The 14,448-nt window shown below is 66.2% G+C and carries 28 protein-coding genes and 1 tRNA gene; 22 read left to right on the top strand and 7 right to left on the bottom strand.

Annotated features, from left to right (window positions below; translation table 11 throughout):
- Window positions 1-59: 59 nt before the first annotated feature.
- Together K3888_RS11160 and K3888_RS11165 are read right to left on the bottom strand one after the other, a co-directional pair.
- On the bottom strand, window positions 60-434 hold the full coding sequence (locus tag K3888_RS11160) for a DUF3817 domain-containing protein (RefSeq protein ID WP_230930331.1): 375 nt from the start codon (window positions 432-434) through the stop codon (window positions 60-62).
- Entirely contained in the window at window positions 431-1,012 is a 582-nt protein-coding gene (locus K3888_RS11165; RefSeq protein ID WP_230930332.1) for a hypothetical protein, read from the bottom strand. The genes K3888_RS11160 and K3888_RS11165 overlap by 4 nt, the downstream gene beginning before the upstream one ends.
- A 59-nt stretch (window positions 1,013-1,071) precedes the next feature.
- On the opposite strand from K3888_RS11165, the gene K3888_RS11170 reads away from it, so the two are divergent.
- A tRNA-Leu gene (locus tag K3888_RS11170) sits at window positions 1,072-1,156 on the top strand.
- A 64-nt stretch (window positions 1,157-1,220) separates the two neighbouring features.
- On the opposite strand, the gene K3888_RS17880 is transcribed toward K3888_RS11170, so the two are convergent.
- From K3888_RS17880 to K3888_RS11195, 5 genes are read right to left on the bottom strand one after another with little or no spacing between them, the layout of a single operon-like run.
- Window positions 1,221-2,294 carry a site-specific integrase gene (locus tag K3888_RS17880; RefSeq protein ID WP_230930333.1) on the bottom strand — a complete coding sequence of 358 codons (1,074 nt, stop codon included), beginning with the start codon at window positions 2,292-2,294 and terminating at the stop codon, window positions 1,221-1,223.
- 4 nt (window positions 2,295-2,298) lie between these two features.
- Complete coding sequence (locus K3888_RS11180; RefSeq protein WP_230930334.1) at window positions 2,299-3,099, bottom strand: PH domain-containing protein; 801 nt, start codon at window positions 3,097-3,099, stop codon at window positions 2,299-2,301.
- Between the two features lie 11 nt (window positions 3,100-3,110).
- Window positions 3,111-3,353, bottom strand: coding sequence for a DUF3263 domain-containing protein (locus K3888_RS11185; protein WP_230930335.1), 243 nt, complete (start codon window positions 3,351-3,353; stop codon window positions 3,111-3,113).
- On the bottom strand, window positions 3,350-3,793 hold the full coding sequence (locus K3888_RS11190; RefSeq protein ID WP_230930336.1) for a hypothetical protein: 444 nt from the start codon (window positions 3,791-3,793) through the stop codon (window positions 3,350-3,352). Before K3888_RS11190 ends, K3888_RS11185 begins: the two co-directional genes overlap by 4 nt.
- Before the next feature lie 32 nt (window positions 3,794-3,825).
- On the bottom strand, window positions 3,826-4,422 hold the full coding sequence (locus K3888_RS11195) for a helix-turn-helix domain-containing protein (RefSeq protein ID WP_230930337.1): 597 nt from the start codon (window positions 4,420-4,422) through the stop codon (window positions 3,826-3,828).
- Between the two features lie 220 nt (window positions 4,423-4,642).
- Here K3888_RS11195 and K3888_RS11200 point away from each other — a divergent pair, with 220 nt between their 5' ends.
- From K3888_RS11200 to K3888_RS11300, 21 genes are all read left to right on the top strand, one after another.
- The gene (locus tag K3888_RS11200; protein ID WP_230930338.1) at window positions 4,643-4,897 is read left to right on the top strand and encodes a hypothetical protein; all 255 of its coding nucleotides are present in this window, start codon (window positions 4,643-4,645) and stop codon (window positions 4,895-4,897) included.
- A gap of 98 nt (window positions 4,898-4,995) precedes the next feature.
- Window positions 4,996-5,265, top strand: coding sequence for a hypothetical protein (locus K3888_RS11205; protein WP_230930339.1), 270 nt, complete (start codon window positions 4,996-4,998; stop codon window positions 5,263-5,265).
- A complete protein-coding gene (locus K3888_RS11210; RefSeq protein WP_230930340.1) occupies window positions 5,262-5,420 on the top strand; it encodes a hypothetical protein in 159 nt (52 codons plus the stop codon). Before K3888_RS11205 ends, K3888_RS11210 begins: the two co-directional genes overlap by 4 nt.
- The gene (locus K3888_RS11215; RefSeq protein WP_230930341.1) at window positions 5,417-5,746 is read left to right on the top strand and encodes a hypothetical protein; all 330 of its coding nucleotides are present in this window, start codon (window positions 5,417-5,419) and stop codon (window positions 5,744-5,746) included. The genes K3888_RS11210 and K3888_RS11215 overlap by 4 nt, the downstream gene beginning before the upstream one ends.
- On the top strand, window positions 5,743-5,904 hold the full coding sequence (locus tag K3888_RS11220; RefSeq protein ID WP_230930342.1) for a hypothetical protein: 162 nt from the start codon (window positions 5,743-5,745) through the stop codon (window positions 5,902-5,904). Before K3888_RS11215 ends, K3888_RS11220 begins: the two co-directional genes overlap by 4 nt.
- Window positions 5,901-6,113, top strand: a complete 213-nt coding sequence (locus tag K3888_RS11225; RefSeq protein ID WP_230930343.1) for a hypothetical protein — start codon at window positions 5,901-5,903, stop codon at window positions 6,111-6,113. Before K3888_RS11220 ends, K3888_RS11225 begins: the two co-directional genes overlap by 4 nt.
- Window positions 6,110-7,141, top strand: a complete 1,032-nt coding sequence (locus K3888_RS11230; protein WP_230930344.1) for a YqaJ viral recombinase family nuclease — start codon at window positions 6,110-6,112, stop codon at window positions 7,139-7,141. The genes K3888_RS11225 and K3888_RS11230 overlap by 4 nt, the downstream gene beginning before the upstream one ends.
- Before the next feature lie 2 nt (window positions 7,142-7,143).
- A complete protein-coding gene (gene recT, locus K3888_RS11235) occupies window positions 7,144-8,157 on the top strand; it encodes a recombination protein RecT (protein WP_230930345.1) in 1,014 nt (337 codons plus the stop codon).
- Window positions 8,154-8,369 (top strand): helix-turn-helix transcriptional regulator, encoded by a 216-nt coding sequence (locus tag K3888_RS11240; RefSeq protein ID WP_308281982.1) that lies wholly within the window; start codon window positions 8,154-8,156, stop codon window positions 8,367-8,369. The genes recT and K3888_RS11240 overlap by 4 nt, the downstream gene beginning before the upstream one ends.
- Window positions 8,366-8,653: a hypothetical protein gene (locus K3888_RS11245; protein ID WP_230930346.1), complete on the top strand. Its 288-nt coding sequence runs from the start codon at window positions 8,366-8,368 to the stop codon at window positions 8,651-8,653. The genes K3888_RS11240 and K3888_RS11245 overlap by 4 nt, the downstream gene beginning before the upstream one ends.
- Entirely contained in the window at window positions 8,650-8,874 is a 225-nt protein-coding gene (locus K3888_RS11250; RefSeq protein ID WP_230930347.1) for a hypothetical protein, read from the top strand. Before K3888_RS11245 ends, K3888_RS11250 begins: the two co-directional genes overlap by 4 nt.
- Window positions 8,871-9,350 carry a hypothetical protein gene (locus K3888_RS11255; protein ID WP_230930348.1) on the top strand — a complete coding sequence of 160 codons (480 nt, stop codon included), beginning with the start codon at window positions 8,871-8,873 and terminating at the stop codon, window positions 9,348-9,350. Before K3888_RS11250 ends, K3888_RS11255 begins: the two co-directional genes overlap by 4 nt.
- Before the next feature lie 154 nt (window positions 9,351-9,504).
- A complete protein-coding gene (locus K3888_RS11260) occupies window positions 9,505-9,726 on the top strand; it encodes a hypothetical protein (protein ID WP_230930349.1) in 222 nt (73 codons plus the stop codon).
- Entirely contained in the window at window positions 9,719-9,979 is a 261-nt protein-coding gene (locus tag K3888_RS11265; RefSeq protein WP_230930350.1) for a hypothetical protein, read from the top strand. The genes K3888_RS11260 and K3888_RS11265 overlap by 8 nt, the downstream gene beginning before the upstream one ends.
- A complete protein-coding gene (locus K3888_RS11270) occupies window positions 9,976-10,887 on the top strand; it encodes a hypothetical protein (RefSeq protein WP_230930351.1) in 912 nt (303 codons plus the stop codon). Before K3888_RS11265 ends, K3888_RS11270 begins: the two co-directional genes overlap by 4 nt.
- Before the next feature lie 150 nt (window positions 10,888-11,037).
- A complete protein-coding gene (locus K3888_RS11275) occupies window positions 11,038-11,238 on the top strand; it encodes a hypothetical protein (protein ID WP_230930352.1) in 201 nt (66 codons plus the stop codon).
- Window positions 11,239-11,537: 299 nt separating this feature from the next.
- Window positions 11,538-12,416, top strand: a complete 879-nt coding sequence (locus tag K3888_RS11280) for a hypothetical protein (protein ID WP_230930353.1) — start codon at window positions 11,538-11,540, stop codon at window positions 12,414-12,416.
- Window positions 12,391-12,819: a hypothetical protein gene (locus tag K3888_RS11285; protein ID WP_230930354.1), complete on the top strand. Its 429-nt coding sequence runs from the start codon at window positions 12,391-12,393 to the stop codon at window positions 12,817-12,819. Before K3888_RS11280 ends, K3888_RS11285 begins: the two co-directional genes overlap by 26 nt.
- A 67-nt stretch (window positions 12,820-12,886) precedes the next feature.
- Window positions 12,887-13,594 (top strand): hypothetical protein, encoded by a 708-nt coding sequence (locus tag K3888_RS11290; protein WP_230930355.1) that lies wholly within the window; start codon window positions 12,887-12,889, stop codon window positions 13,592-13,594.
- Between the two features lie 225 nt (window positions 13,595-13,819).
- Entirely contained in the window at window positions 13,820-14,059 is a 240-nt protein-coding gene (locus K3888_RS11295; protein ID WP_230930356.1) for a hypothetical protein, read from the top strand.
- On the top strand, window positions 14,046-14,375 hold the full coding sequence (locus K3888_RS11300) for a hypothetical protein (RefSeq protein WP_230930357.1): 330 nt from the start codon (window positions 14,046-14,048) through the stop codon (window positions 14,373-14,375). The genes K3888_RS11295 and K3888_RS11300 overlap by 14 nt, the downstream gene beginning before the upstream one ends.
- Window positions 14,376-14,448: the final 73 nt, after the last annotated feature.

A 14,448-nucleotide genomic window follows, 5' to 3' on the forward strand; every position in this document is an offset into this window, starting at 1 on the left:
GGGCCGGGGGAAGCTCGCGCGGGTGGAGCTACTCGGCGGGAGCGCTCGGAGCGAGCGCCTCAGACTGCGAACTCCTCGCGGACGTCCTTCGTGCGCTTGTGCTCGAACCAGAACGACAGGAACGGGATCGTGCCCGCCAGCGCCGTGGCCAGGGTCCGCGAGGCCTTCCACCGGGCCTTGATCGCCAGGTCGAGGGTCATGAACAGGTACAGGATGTAGAACACACCGTGCGCCTGGCCGATGTAGGTGAACCAGTCCGGGGCGTCGCTCGAGCTCGCCAGGATAAGGTACTTGTAGATCATCTCGGCCGTGAGCACGAGCAGCCACACACCGGTGATCCAGGCCAGGATGCGGTAGCGCTTGAGCGCGCCGGAGATCTTGCCGTTCGGGTCCGGCTTGCGATCGTCGGTGGTCGCGGCAGTGGTGGCGGTCATGAAGCGGGCTTCTCCTGTGAACGATCGACGACGCCGTCCTGACGGGCCAGCTCGGCGAGATACGAGTTGTACGCGGCCAGGCCCTCGTCGCGGGGCCCGCTGTCCACCACGGATCGGCGCGTCGGCAGCAGGTCGGACGGGATCTCCGTCATAACCGGGCCCTGACGGCCACCGCGCCCGCCCGATCCGGCACGAGAACCGGCTGCGGGTGGGTGGGAGCCTGCGGCGGGGTTGTCGTCGTCCTCGTCGAGAGGGAACGAACCGACGGCGCCGGCGCCCGCGACGTCGTACCCGCCAGCGGCCCGGTCCTGCTCGTCGGCCTCGAGACGCACGTACTTGTAGTAGGCATAGACCAGGAATCCGGCCAGGAACGGCCACATGAACGTGTAGCCGAGGTTCTGGACGGTCCCGGAGGCCTCCTGGTAACGGGCCAGCTGCCAGAACCCCATCCCCAGGCAGACGATCGCACCCAGGACGACGAACGCGATCCACGACGGGCGGTGCCGGATTCTCGGCTGAGCCGAATCTCCGGAAGCGGGATCGCCTCCGGCCGCGCGGGGAGTCGGGTTGACGGACACGACTCCACGGTACCGCCGACCGCAGGCTAAACTCACCTCGCGGTACCCCCGGGTATCACGCGCCCGTGGCGGAATTGGCAGACGCGCTGGATTTAGGTTCCAGTATCTACGGATGTGGGAGTTCAAGTCTCCCCGGGCGCACCAGCATAAACACGGAACGAACAGCACAAACACCACCCCACTCGGACTACGTGGCCACATTTTGGCCTCACTTCCCGTAAAGCCGGTCCATCCTGTCCGCCAGATCCGACAGATCGTCGTCCCACAGGTCCGAGTACACGTCCAACGTCATCGCCGCGGACGTGTGCCCCAGCATCCGTTGCACGGCCAACACCGACGCCCCCGCACGCACCGCCAGAGATGCCGCGGTGTGCCGCAGATCGTGGATCGTCACCCTCGGAACTCCCGCCGCCCGTACAGCCCGGGCGTACCAGCCGCGCCGCACATCCGGCGTCCGCAGCACCCCACCGCCCGGACCGGGAAACAGCAGCCCCTCCGGTGAAGTCTCCGCCATCCGCTCCTCGATCACAGTCAGCAGGAACTGGGGTACCGGCACCTCACGGTTCGATCCCGGAGTCTTCGGCGGCCCCACCACCAGGTTCCGCGCCACCTCCGTCGCGGACCTGTGCACCACAATCCGGCCCCGCTCCGCATCCACGTCGACCGGTCGCAACACGATCGCCTCACCCCACCGCAACCCCGTGAACGCCAACGTCCGCACCAGCAGTGGATGATCCGACGCGTCGGCGATCTTCTGTGCATCCACCGCCGACAGATAGACCCGCCGCCGGGCCGCCCGATCAGGTAGCACCAAGCCCACGCACGGGTTCTCGACGATCCTGCGCTCGGCTACAGCCCGCTCACACGCGCCCGACAACACCCCGAGCGCCCGGGTCACGACCGCCCGAGACCGCGTCGACGCCAACTCAGATACCCACTCCTGCACCCTCGAGGCCGCCACATCCGCGACCTGCACGTCTCCCCAGCGCGGTCGAACGTGTACCCGCCACGACGTCTCGTACGAGTGGTACGACGACGGGGCGAGCTGGTGCTTCTTGACCGCGAGCCACGGCACCGTGAGCTCGTCGACGGTCACTCGGCCGGCGGACGGGTCGCGGTAGAGGCCGCGGAGCTTATCGACCTCAACTGTCGCCGCGAACTCCTTCGCATCACGCTTGGTGGTGAACCCGCGCTTGGAGGTCTGCCGACGGTCTGGGGTCCGATACCTCACCCTGTACCGCTTCTGGCCGTCGGCGGTGGTGTAGGGCTCGATCGTCGCCACCGGCCTAGAGCCTCCCCAGTAGGTCGGCCTTCTTCGCTGCGAACTCGTCGTCGGTGAGGATCCCGGCCTCGTGTAGTTCTCCGAGTTTGCGGAGTTGGTCCATCGCGTCCGGGGACTGGTACGCCAGGGCGCCGGGCGCGGGGGTGACCCGTGAGTCGCGGACCTGACGGAATGCGTTGGTCATCCGTTCGGCTTCACCGGGCTGCATGTTTACGATCTCCGCGCTGCGCCCTGAGGTCGAGATGTCGATCTTCTCGCTACCTAGCCGGGTGGAGACTCCGAGTGACTGAATCGCGTCGAGTGAAAACTCCTCGACGTCGCGCGCCTTGTAAGACTGGTCGAAGAACACGAGTCGCTCCGTGGTGAGCACGAGCGCTCCGAGCACCTTGCGGTAGGTGCCCGACGCGATCGCGATGACGTGCTCTGTCGGCGTGAGGATCGCGGCAAGGTTCTTGATCTCCGACTTGCCGAGGAGCCTCGACACTTTCGGCATCCGGGCGACCGCATCGGCGACTCCTTGGTCGTCGACCATCCCGTCCGGCAATTGGGCGATGAGTTCATTAAGGATCTGCTCGTGCTTGTCGCCGAGTGCGTCGACTGTCCACACCATTCGGTCTTCGTGGATCTCGATTGTGAGGTCGGCGGCCCACCTGTTCTTCCGTAGGGCGCGAGCGGACTTAGCGCGGATCGGGTTGGCGTGGTCGCGGATGTCGACCTTCTCGGCGGCCAGTGCATTGAGAACGGCCTGGTGGGTTTGCGGTCCGGTGGATCGGACGAGGATGGTTCGGGTGTGGATGATTCCCATGCTGGTACTCCTTAGTCGAGGTTTAGGGTGCCGACTCGGGGTCGGGCGGGTTTGCGGGCCATCCGGCGGCGGAGCCGCTTGGTCAGGACCGGGTAGTTGGCGAGGACGTCCTCACGGCTGGCGAGCTGGTGCAGCAGTTGGTAGTAGCGGGTCGGAGCCATGTCGAGCTCGTCACGAATGGCGGACTCTTTCGACCCGGCCAGGCGCCACCACCGGGCCTCGAACCGCATGATCTGGTGCTCTTCATCGGTCATGCCGCCCATTCCTCTCGCAGCTGCTCGAGTTGGGCCCGTTCGGCGTCGGTGAGAGATTCGATGCGCGCCTCGATGGTGCGCAGATCGACCCAGCACCAGTCGGCCGTTTCGTCGTCTACGCGGCCTTGGGACCAACGCAGGGCGTCGTGCAGGTCGAGGAACGTGACCAGGCGGCGGGCGGCGATCGAGTCGACCACTGCCTCTTCCCGGTCACTGACGTGATTGGTGCCGCGCTCGATGTGGACGAGCTCGTGCGCGAGTACCGAGCGGCGTTGGGCTTGGGTGAGGCCGCGGCGTAGCCAGATTCTGGTGCCATCGGTGAAACCGTCGACGCCGGTGGGGAGTTCGGCGCGAGTCTCCACGGTGACGTGGGTGTGGTCCCGAAGGTGCCGCCATGGGTGGTATCGCATGAACGTGACCATGCCAGCGGGGTCGGACATTTTGTGTCCGCTGACCTGGGATTACAGGCGTGTCATTCGGTGTCGTCACCTTGTTCCCGCGGATCAGATCGACGCGATGCCAGCCGGTCTGGGTCGACGTCTTGCCAGTTCGTCGGGGTCGCCTGGTCGCTGCGTTGAGCGTCTTCGGTGACGCGGTCGAGCATGTCGTCTACGTCCGGTGCCCGGTGGTCGTCGAGCCACGCGATGTCGGCGCGCTTCATGGGGGTTCCGCTAGGCCGAGTCTCTCCATCAGTTGGCGGATTGCTCGGCGGGTCCTGCGTGCCCTGGTCCTCACGGTGTGCCTCCTTCGTCGCGACAAAGCTCCGGATGAGCTCGTCTAGAGCGCGACGCTGCCGGGAGTTCAGGAGATTGGCTTCGCTGGGCGGCAGGTAGGGCTCTTCTTCTCCCGGGGGGAGGTCGGCCGCTGCGCGTAGCTGTTCCATTGGGATCCCAAGCAGGTCGTGGAACGCTCGAAGGACCTCTTCGCTCGGTCGGGCCGGATGTGTTCCGTTGCGGTAGTTGTCGATCGTCCCGCGGGACACGCCGGCCATTTCAGAAATTCGACGATTGGACGTGCCGCCGTACTTCGTGTCGAAGTGCCGATTGAGTAGGTCGCTAAGTGCGCTCACGGCTACGAATCTCCATCGGATGCAGGGGGAATGGCAACTGCCACTGTAGCCACCTCGGCTACAAAATCCATGCATGTAATTCGGTGCGCTGCACGTTAGCGCCCACGAACGCCTTGCGAACTGTAGCCACCTCCGGCTACAGTGGCTATTGCCAACGTAGCCACTTGGCAGTACCGTAAGGAGGTGAGACGAGATGAGCTACCCCAGGAGGGAGGTGTACATGCGCCTCATCAGTAAGGACGCCCTCGGCGCGTACATGGAGGCTCGAGACCTCTCGAATCGGACGCTTGCAATCAAGGCCGGAAGCGAGAGTTACCGGTCGACGATCGGCCACCTGCGATCTGGAAAGCGCAACTCTTGCGGGCCCAAGATCGCTGGCGCGATCGAGAAGGCGCTCGGAGCTCCGCCCGGGTCTCTTTTTTTGGTCGAAATGGCCAATGCCAACGTCGCCAATCGCCAGAAAGCGGCCGCATAAAACCGGCCCCCAGGTGGGACAAGCACCTGGAGGCCGACGACAAGAAAGGAAGTCCCGTCGTGATTAACCATACCGCCACCACATTGAGAGACGAGGGGATGGCACGCGTAGTTGCCAACGCCCCGACTGACTACCGAGCCGCAGCGATCGACGCGATCGATTCACTCGTCGAAGCGGGGGATCCGTTCACCGTCGAGGACATTGCTGCCCGGATCCCCAGCGAGCTGCCGCCGGCGCACCCGAACCTGCTGCCCGCACTAATCGGTGCCCGCGCACGGAACGGGCTGATCGTCCCGATGGGCCGCTACCGCACCACTCGCCGGTCCAGGCACTCGTCGAAGAACACCGTCTGGAGGGCCTCCGCATGACCGCGCTGGTCCCTGTCGAGGCGCAGGGCTACCCGATCGACATCGGGTGGATCGCGGACCTGTGCGACGCCGACGAGTTCGCTAAGTGCCGCTGGACCGACCCGCTTCCTGTGCGGGCCGGCATCACGTTCACCACCACCGAGGAGACGCTGTGAGCAGTTATGACGAGGGCCGGCTTGAGCAGTTGATCCGTGACGACATCTCCGACCACCTCCACAAGTCTCAGCCGCCGGTGTTCATCGACTGGCTCGAGTGCGACGGACTCGACCCGGTCGGGTCCCCGCTGGCCACTCCTGAGCATCTGACGGTCGAGCAGCAGCAGTTGCACAAGACCGCCGTCGCCGCGTTGCTGGACTTCCTCGACTCGCTGGATGTGAAGAGCGACGAGATCGACCGCAAGCACGAGCAGCAGCTCGAGGACGCCGGGTGGCACGCCTACGAGGAGTACCGGGCCCGCCGCAAGAACGGAGACGCGGCATGAACGGGAAGGGCCGCATGGAGCCGCACGCAGACCTTCGTAACGCGGCAAACGTCACCCGTCAGATGTTCATCGCTTTCACCGACGCCGGGTTCGACGACAAGCAGGCGCTCGCCCTGGTGATCGCTCAGATGAACCAGCACAGGGGAGGCGCGGCATGACTACCCAGGCCACGAATCCGGTCGATTACGCCCGCGGCGTGCTCCAGGTCGAGACCGAGACCCTGCGCAAGCAGCGGGACGAGATCGCCGCTACCGCCGAACTCATGGTCGCCGCTCTCGACGGGGGACACCAGTGGGAGATCCAGCGGGCTGTGGACCGCACCGTCCATCTCCTCAACCAACTCCGCAGAAAGGACGAGAACCGATGACCGCCACCATCCAGACCGGCATTCCCGAGGCGTGGCGTGCACACTGCGCCCCCGTCCCGGAGCACAAGAATGGAAGCGCCGAGTGGCTGCTCGAACGACGCCACGGTGTCGGAGCCTCGGAGATCTCCACGATCCTCGGCTTCAACCAGTACAGCTCCACCGTGGACCTGTGGGAGGACAAGACCGGACGACGCCCCGTCGATACGACACCACCGTCGCCTCAGGCTGTGTGGGGGCACCGTATGGAGCCCTACATCCGGCTGGACGCCGAGGAGGAGACGGGCTGGGCAATCGGCACGTGCGGGTCGGTCGTGTCGACCGAGTGGCCGTGGCTGCGGTACTCGCCGGACGGGTTCTTCGATGACGGCGGCCTGTTCGAGGCCAAGACCACTGGCTTCTTCCAGCGGGACGAGTGGGCAGACGGGCAGACCGCTGACCATGCCGAACTCCAGGTGCAGGCCGGAATGGCGGTGACGGGTGCGAAGTACGCGATCGTCGCCGCAGTCATCGACCGCGGACCGTTGCAGCTGCGCAAGGTCGAGCGAGACGACGACGTGTTGATCCCGCTGATCGTGGACCGCACCCGCGAGTTCTGGCAGCACGTCATCGACGACATCCAGCCCCCGCTGGACGGGTCGGAAGCCACCACCCGACTTCTGACTGACCGCTACCCGGACCACAACGGGGACGTGGTGGACGACACCGGCACTGCCGCCGAGTGGGCCGCCAAGTACCGGGCCGCATCCGTCGCGGAGAAGGAGGCGGAGCGGGCGAAGCGCGAGGCGGCCAACAACCTCCGTGAACTCATCGGCTCAGCTACTCGCCTGACCGCCGTCGATGGGGACGTGGTTGCCGGGCTGCGCGGCGGGAAGGTCGACGAGAAACGCCTCGTTGCCGAGCATCCGGACCTGGCCGCCCAGTACACGACCGACATGCCGGTCATCGACACCGCCCGATTGAAGGCGGACCACCCAGACATCTACAAGGCGATGCAGTTCACCTCGATCGCCGTCCCGAAGGAGAAGTAATCATGGCGAGAGATCTTGCTCAGCGAGCCACCAACGGCGCCGCACGAAACGGTGGGGGAGCACCCGCCACTCTGTCGGACCAGATCCGCAACATGCAGGACCAGTTCCAGCTCGCAATGCCCCGCGGTGCGGAAGCGTCCCAGCTGGTGCGTGATGCGCTCACGTGCGTGAGGCAAACGCCGCAGCTCGCCGACTGTGACCCTGCCACGGTGTTCGGGGCGTTGATGACGTGCGCCCAGCTCGGCCTCCGCCCCGGTGTGCTGGGGCACGCGTGGCTGTTGCCGTTTCGCAACAAGGGGCAGCTCCAGGCGCAGCTCGTAGTCGGCTATCAGGGCATGGTCGAACTGGCGCACCGGTCGGGGCAGATCAAGTCGTTGATCGCCCGAACCGTGTACGCCAACGACACCTTCGACGTCGACTACGGCCTTGAGGACCGTCTCGTCCACAAGCCGACGATGCGCGGCCCCAAGGGTGAGGCGATCGCCTACTACGCGATCGCGAAGTTCAACTCTGGCGGTCACGCCTTCTACGTGATGGGCCACGACGAGATGCTCGAATACAAGGACAAGAACACGAGGGCGAAGTTCGGGCCGTGGGTGGACCACTTCGAGCAGATGGCGCACAAGACCTGTGTGCGGCAGTTGGCGAAGTGGATGCCGAAGTCCACTGACATGGCCGTCGCGGTGGACGCGGACGAGAAGATCCGGATCGACACGTCTCCTGACGCGATCACCTCGGGGCAGTACGTGAACACCCCGCAGATCGAGGCCGCCCCGGTGGAAGGCCAGGCCGGGCCGGATCTGTCGGATGCGGTGGAGATGGTCACCGATGCCCAGTTGAAGAAGATGCACGCCCAGCTCAGTGAGATCGGTGTGACGGATGACGAGGGCCGGCACCGGGAGCTGTCGCAAATCGTGGGCCGTCAGATTGTGTCGGCTCGGGACCTGTCGATCGATGAGGCGTCGGTTGTCATCGAGGCGCTCACTGCGGCCACATCCGAGGGCGGTGGCCAGTGACCGGTTTGTTGACGCCGCAGGAGTTGGCGGGGGAGTTGGGGATGGCGGTCACTGCGCTGGCGCAGTGGCGGTATCGGGGACAGGGCCCTCGGTTCATCAAGGAAGGCCGATGGGTCCGCTACCGGCGCTCGGACGTGGACGCTTGGATCGCGGACCGGGTCCACGACCGCACGGACCGACCAATCACCGCGGGTGGGAGGCGGGCGTCGTGACTGTCGATGAGTCGATGAGTCGGCATCCGTCGTGGCAGTCCGTGGGGCAGGACGCCCTCGATTCGCAGGCGCTCGAGCTGGCCAACCACCACCGCCGGGTCGAGGAGTCGAAGACCCTGTTGCGCTCCTACGGATGGGTGGACGAGAAGCACCACGAGTTGTCGACCGGCCCCCGCCGGGTGTGGGTCAACGTGATCGCCCCGTTCTTGGGGGCTCTCGCCCTGTTCCTGATCGTGTTCGGGACCGCAGTGCTCGGCGAGATCGCCGGGGGCTGGCCGACATGACCGCCCTGTTCGAGAAGGTCTCCTGCATCCGAATCGGCACGGCCCGTACATGGCACCTGCCGCACATCGTGCTCGCCGCTGACGAGAAGTCGTGGGAGCTCCACACCCGGTGCGGTCAGAACTTGACCGGCGTAGAGCACACCCAGACCCACGCCGTGGCCACCTGCCAACCGTGCGTCGACGCCGACCGGCCCGCCAACGCCCGATGGGAGAACCGATGACTGTCCCTGATGTTGTTCATGCTCGACTGCGTGGCCACGAGGTAGTGGCCGTGCATGCGTCATCCGTTCCGTCCCGGCCTTGGGTCGCCATCGACCTGGTGAAGGGCTGGACGATCGCTTGCGCGACCGACGAGCTCGAAGAGCAGGTGCCACTCGCACCGGCCAAACCCGCCCCGTCCATACCCGGCATCGTCACCGGTGGCACGGCGCCCGAGCCGCTGGCCGGCCTGGCCGACCGGATCATGCGCAGCCTCACCACCCCACTGATGCCACCCATCGCGGATGAGGACGTGTGGCGGATCACCAGCCACGATGACTGCCCGTTCGAGGCGGACCCGGTGGAGTCGTGGGCCTACACCGTGGACGCGATCGACCGCTACGGATTCGTCGACCGCATCGAGCAACGCGTGGACGGGTCGTGGCGCCGCCGCTCCCTCCGCGACCTCCTCGAGCACGCCGGAGGTGACCCACTGTGAGCCGCGGTCATCGCGATGTGACCGTCCCGTTGTCGTGGCAAGTCGGAACGATCACCGTTGTCGGGATCGCTCTCACCGTTGGTGCTGCACCGATCGTCGCCTGGACCCTCACCGGGGTGCTGGTGGCGGCGGGCCTACGGAAGTGGGGGAACCGATGACCACTGCAGCGGACATCACGCCCGGCGCCTGGGTGCGGTTCCCGTCGTGGGAGCAGTGGCGGTTCGTGAACGCCGCCCGCCATACCCCGTTCGACCCTTCAGAGCCGCGCACGACCGGGTTCGTGCAGTACGACTGCCCCAAGTTCGGCGGGTACGCCGAACACTACTGGCCGTGCCTGGTCGTGACCGTGACACCTCAGGCGGTGCCCCATGCCTGAGCTAGCACTGTTCGACGTAGATCCGTGGCGGGAATCAACCGCCGCTGACCTCAAGGTAGGCGACTGGATCAAGGGGCTCGGCTGGCCGTGGTCGTGGAACTGCGTGATCCGCGCCGACCACTACGGCAACAACGTCATGATCGACACCTCCACGACCGCCGGCGGGTCGATGGTGGGTGGCTACAGCGGCAATGGCGACGCAAGGGTGCTCGTCTACAACGGCACCCCACCTGCAGAGGAGCGTGCAGCGTGACTCTCACGAAGCTGAACGTATGCAACGAGACAGGCTGTGAACGGCCGACTCGGTCGCGTGGCCGTTGCAACCGCCACTACGAGGCACACCGCCGGCGGATGCTCGCCTACGGCCGATGGGATTCCGCCCGGGTCCCCGCGGCCCCGGTGCGTGCCCACTACGAGGCACTGCTTGCGGCAGGTATGTCCCGCAACCAGATCTCCAGGGTGTCCGGGGTGAAGCCGGACCAGCTCGACAACCTGCTCCGACCCCGCAAGGACCGAGGGGGCTACCCGGCGAGGATCGTGTTCCGCCGCACCGCCGACCGGGTCCTCGCCGTCGAGCCACCGGACCGGGCCCAGGTGTGGCGCACCGCCGCAGACGGCCAACGCGTCGACCCCACCGGGACCGCCCGGCGGCTGCAAGCTCTAGTGGCGATCGGACACTCGCAGCGGTCCCTCGCGGCGCGGCTGGGAGTGCTCGAGTCGAACATGCCGCCCATCGTGGGCGGAACCAGACTGGCCACCGCCGGCATGGCACGTAAGGTCGCGGCCCTGTTCGAGGAACTGCAGCTCACCCCTGGGGACTCTGTGCGGGCACGGAGCATGGCCTCGCGGCGCGGCTGGATGTCACCACTGGCATGGGACGAGGACACGATCGACGATCCGGCCGCCGCCCCGATGGTGGACGCGGAATGCGACACGGACGTAGACGACATCGCCGTCGAGCGCGGTGTCGCGTGGATGGCCGAACGCGTGCCCAGGGGCAGTCAGCCCAACCGCTACCAGAAGTGGAAATTGTCCCGGCCCCCGATGACCCGGGCCGAGCGGATCGAGGTAGCTCACCGATGCGTTGGGGAGTATCCCCGTTCCATCGTGGTCGACGCGCTGAATCTGCGCGCTACAGACCTCGGTCAGGTGGCGGCATGAACCAGTCGTATGTGCATCCGTCGCATGTGGAGCTGCGGGAGACCGCCGCGCCACACCCGGCCAGAGATGAACTACTCGCCCAACAGGCCGTCATCGATCGGCGACGCCGGCGGGCCGCGAAAGCCCGACTTGCTGCCAGGAGGAGGAATCGTGCCATCCCGTAATCCCGTGTTGGTCGCTCTCGCCGACACTCAACGCCGACTCGCCGCGGCGGTCGCTGACGCCGAGCAGGAACGCCTGCGCCGGCACCGGACCGAGCAGCTCCTGGCGTCCGCGCAGGACATGATCGCCGACCAACACCGCCTGATTGAGGACCTGGGTGGCCGACCAGCAAGGCCGGTGGCGGCGTGAACCGGCGGGCGCCCGGCGTGCACCCGGACGACTACCGCGACGCGACATGCGTGCGGTGGGACGGCGCGAATCTGTGGGATCCCCGCGACGACGCGGAGTCCAACTCACAGGCGCTCAAGCGGTGGCGGAAAGCGGCCACGCTGTGCCGCACACGCTGCCCCGCGATCGGCACCTGCCGCGCAGAGCAGAAGGCGGTCCGGGATCCGCACAGCGTATGGGCGGGCGAACTCCCACCGGGAACGAAATGGGACGGAGCCGTCACGCAGCGGCGAACAACAAGCAAGGGAGCTCGACTCTAAATGGCGTGGTTCAAGACCGACGACAAACTCACGTCGCACCGCAAGTTCCTCCGACTCGGCCGCATCTATGGCGTCGAGGCCCGATGCATGGCCATGGGGATGTGGATCCAGTGCGGATCGTGGTCGGCCCTGAACGAGACCGACGGGTTCATTCCGGAGGACATCACTGAAGAGTTCGGGCCTGTCACGGTCATGTCACACCGGACAGATTCGGACGCGGTGGACGTCCGGGACGCGCTTTGTGACGTCGGATTCTGGTCCCGGACAGACGACGGCTACCAATTCGAGGGCTGGGAGGAGTACCAGCCCACAAAAGGCGACGCAGACGAGAAGCGCGCCAAGGATGCCGAACGTAAGCGCAGGTCACGAGCCCAGAAGAAGACTGTCACGCCCGCGTCCACTGTGACCGAAACGGACGCGTCCACGGTCACAACTTGTCCGCCCCTCCCGTCCCGTCCCGACCCGTCCCGACCCGACCCCGAAAAGAGCAGCACCGCGCACGCGCACGCGACCCCCCACGAACGACCAACCGGGCGGACAGTCCCAGCCGACGGCTGGCGACTCATCCGCGACCACATCCCCGAAACCCACCCACAAGCCGTACGAACCGCACTCGCCATCCAAGCCGGAACCCTCCTCAAATCCGGCACCCCCCAACCAGACATCACCGCAGCCCTCACCCTCTGGCTCGACAAACCCCACGCCGGCCCCGGACTCCTCCCATCCCTCGTGTCCGAAATCGTCAAAACCCGCAACCGACCAACCACCAACACCACCAGCAAATCCCGCCGATGGGCCGACATCGGCCGCAACGCCGCCCACGCCCTAGCCCAATCCCAGCAAGGAGACCACCATGACCCGCCAGCCCTCACCGAATGACATCGACAACGCCGGCGCAGTCCTCGCCAAATGCGCCGCCCACGACCCCTGGTGGCCCCGCCAAGACGACGACGAACAAGCCACCGCCACAGCCATCGCCTGGGCCACCACCTTCGCCGCCTACGGACTCCAACGACACGACCTCCTCGCCGGCGTCGACGTCATATTCCGAACCCGCGGAGCCGGACACCGAATCCTCGCCCCCGACATCGCAAACGAAGCCCGCGTCATCCGACAACGCCGCACCGACCAAGAAACCCCCGACGCCCGCGCCGCCCGAGAAACCGCAATCGACACAAAACTCGCCCGCCTCGGAATCGACGACGGCGACCCCCTCAAACACATCAACACCCCCGGCCGCCCGCCGATACGGGTAGTGCCCCCACTCCAGGAAGGCGCCTGAAATGACCACAAAACATTGCAGCCCAATGCAACCAAATGCACACACCACCAACCACAGGAACCCCGACATGACGAACGAATGGACGAGCAACGATGTGCCGTCGGTGTCGAGTCTGGACTTGTACAACAGGCGTCCCGAGCTGGACATCTGCGGGAAGCAGTTCGGTGCCGCTGTGGCGTTCGAAGCGATGGTTGAGCATCTGAACGCCCACCATCCGAAGCCTGCGCCTGTTTCGCGTGAGGATGCCGCGATGGCGGACCGTCTGGAGCGTCAGGCGACCAGTATCGCGAGGTTGCAGGGCGAACTCGAAACCGCCGAGCGTGACCGTGACGAGGCGATGGACGCCGAGTCCGCTGCACGACTTAGCGCCAAGACCGCTGAATCCGACCGCGCTCGTTGGCGTCGTGCTCACGGGATTGTGGAGCAGGAACGCATCACAGCGCGCCAGCAGCTTGCCGAGGCGGTGGCCCGCGCTGAGGCTGCCGAAGCCCACACCGCCACAACCGTGACACGCGAGGACGTAGAGCAGGAGCTACGCAGCGCGTTCCAGGCGTGGGGACACAATCACATCACTGCGCAGGAGCGCGCACTCTCAATTCGGCTGGGCTGGCTGTTCGCTATCGAGGCTGGGCAGTCCACCGACCCGGTGGAGGAGAAGGCGCGGGAACTTGCACGCGCTGGCGGCATCGACTTTGACGAGCAGGAGCCGATGGGCGTGGAGATGCTCATCGGGATGGCCCGCCACGTGATCGGGCAGGAGGCAGGCGATGCGTGAGCAGCCGTACACGCCGACGACAGACGAGGTGCGGGACGCCGCAGGGTTGGGCGCTACCGCCCTCACCCCGGAAGAGTTCGACGCGTGGCTTGCATCCACGCTGCGTGCCTCGAAAGCCGAGGCTGTGCGCGAGCATGAGGAACGGCGCGTCGTTCTCCATATCGACCCGCCCCAGCCAGTCATCCGCCACATCCCTGTCCCGTGCCCCCGCTGCGGGTGGTCCAGATGACCGCCCGTGAGTGTATGGCCCGCGCCTGGCATGACGGGTCGGATCACGCCGCCACGGTGCCGTTCGGTGGGCCACTGTGCGACTGCGAGCAGGTGGCGGGACGGATCATGCCGATGCTCGCGGAAGCGTGGGACGAGGGCTACGGCGACTGCTTGATATACCACCAGAGTCACGGCCTCTCAGGAAGCGAAACCAATCCGTACGAGACCAAGGAGGGCCGTCATGTCGATCAGTGACCGACTCGACCAGATCGAGCAGAGAGCCGAGGCCGCCACCGAAGGGCCGTGGGAGGTGATGGAAGAGGTCGACGGAGTGCGTGCAGGACGCCGTACCGCGATCCGGGCGCAAGGGAACCTCGCCATCGCCCGTCGTGTGGTCACTGTTGATCAGACTCGCCCCCACCATGAGCCAGCCGAGGCAAATGTCGAGTTCATCGCGCACGCCCGCACCGACGTGCCGGCCCTGGTGGCCGCTCTCCGGGCCGCCCTCGACGTGCACAAGCGCGTGTCGAGTTTCGGGTTCATGGACCACTGCGGTGAGTGCGTCGAGTGAACCGCCCCAGGTTTCCCGCCGCTCCTATGTGGGTTGAAGCTCTCGGTTGAGAGCGGCGTAGTAGCTCTGCTCG

The sequence above is a fragment of the Dietzia aurantiaca genome (genome assembly GCF_021033825.1).
In the GTDB taxonomy this organism is placed as follows: Bacteria; Actinomycetota; Actinomycetes; order Mycobacteriales; family Mycobacteriaceae; genus Dietzia; species Dietzia aurantiaca.

What these genes read in the sequence shown, in the direction of transcription:
- K3888_RS11160 (WP_230930331.1), bottom strand. Translation starts at nt 434, where the DNA reads ATGACCGCCACCACTGCCGCGACCACCGACGATCGCAAGCCGGACCCG.
- K3888_RS11180 (WP_230930334.1), bottom strand. Translation starts at nt 3,099, where the DNA reads ATGGGAATCATCCACACCCGAACCATCCTCGTCCGATCCACCGGACCG.
- K3888_RS11185 (WP_230930335.1), bottom strand. Translation starts at nt 3,353, where the DNA reads ATGACCGATGAAGAGCACCAGATCATGCGGTTCGAGGCCCGGTGGTGG.
- K3888_RS11190 (WP_230930336.1), bottom strand. Translation starts at nt 3,793, where the DNA reads ATGTCCGACCCCGCTGGCATGGTCACGTTCATGCGATACCACCCATGG.
- K3888_RS11200 (WP_230930338.1), top strand. Translation starts at nt 4,643, where the DNA reads ATGCGCCTCATCAGTAAGGACGCCCTCGGCGCGTACATGGAGGCTCGA.
- K3888_RS11205 (WP_230930339.1), top strand. Translation starts at nt 4,996, where the DNA reads ATGGCACGCGTAGTTGCCAACGCCCCGACTGACTACCGAGCCGCAGCG.
- K3888_RS11210 (WP_230930340.1), top strand. Translation starts at nt 5,262, where the DNA reads ATGACCGCGCTGGTCCCTGTCGAGGCGCAGGGCTACCCGATCGACATC.
- K3888_RS11220 (WP_230930342.1), top strand. Translation starts at nt 5,743, where the DNA reads ATGAACGGGAAGGGCCGCATGGAGCCGCACGCAGACCTTCGTAACGCG.
- K3888_RS11225 (WP_230930343.1), top strand. Translation starts at nt 5,901, where the DNA reads ATGACTACCCAGGCCACGAATCCGGTCGATTACGCCCGCGGCGTGCTC.
- K3888_RS11230 (WP_230930344.1), top strand. Translation starts at nt 6,110, where the DNA reads ATGACCGCCACCATCCAGACCGGCATTCCCGAGGCGTGGCGTGCACAC.
- recT (WP_230930345.1), top strand. Translation starts at nt 7,144, where the DNA reads ATGGCGAGAGATCTTGCTCAGCGAGCCACCAACGGCGCCGCACGAAAC.
- K3888_RS11250 (WP_230930347.1), top strand. Translation starts at nt 8,650, where the DNA reads ATGACCGCCCTGTTCGAGAAGGTCTCCTGCATCCGAATCGGCACGGCC.
- K3888_RS11255 (WP_230930348.1), top strand. Translation starts at nt 8,871, where the DNA reads ATGACTGTCCCTGATGTTGTTCATGCTCGACTGCGTGGCCACGAGGTA.
- K3888_RS11260 (WP_230930349.1), top strand. Translation starts at nt 9,505, where the DNA reads ATGACCACTGCAGCGGACATCACGCCCGGCGCCTGGGTGCGGTTCCCG.
- K3888_RS11265 (WP_230930350.1), top strand. Translation starts at nt 9,719, where the DNA reads ATGCCTGAGCTAGCACTGTTCGACGTAGATCCGTGGCGGGAATCAACC.
- K3888_RS11280 (WP_230930353.1), top strand. Translation starts at nt 11,538, where the DNA reads ATGGCGTGGTTCAAGACCGACGACAAACTCACGTCGCACCGCAAGTTC.
- K3888_RS11285 (WP_230930354.1), top strand. Translation starts at nt 12,391, where the DNA reads ATGACCCGCCAGCCCTCACCGAATGACATCGACAACGCCGGCGCAGTC.
- K3888_RS11290 (WP_230930355.1), top strand. Translation starts at nt 12,887, where the DNA reads ATGACGAACGAATGGACGAGCAACGATGTGCCGTCGGTGTCGAGTCTG.
- K3888_RS11295 (WP_230930356.1), top strand. Translation starts at nt 13,820, where the DNA reads ATGACCGCCCGTGAGTGTATGGCCCGCGCCTGGCATGACGGGTCGGAT.
- K3888_RS11300 (WP_230930357.1), top strand. Translation starts at nt 14,046, where the DNA reads ATGTCGATCAGTGACCGACTCGACCAGATCGAGCAGAGAGCCGAGGCC.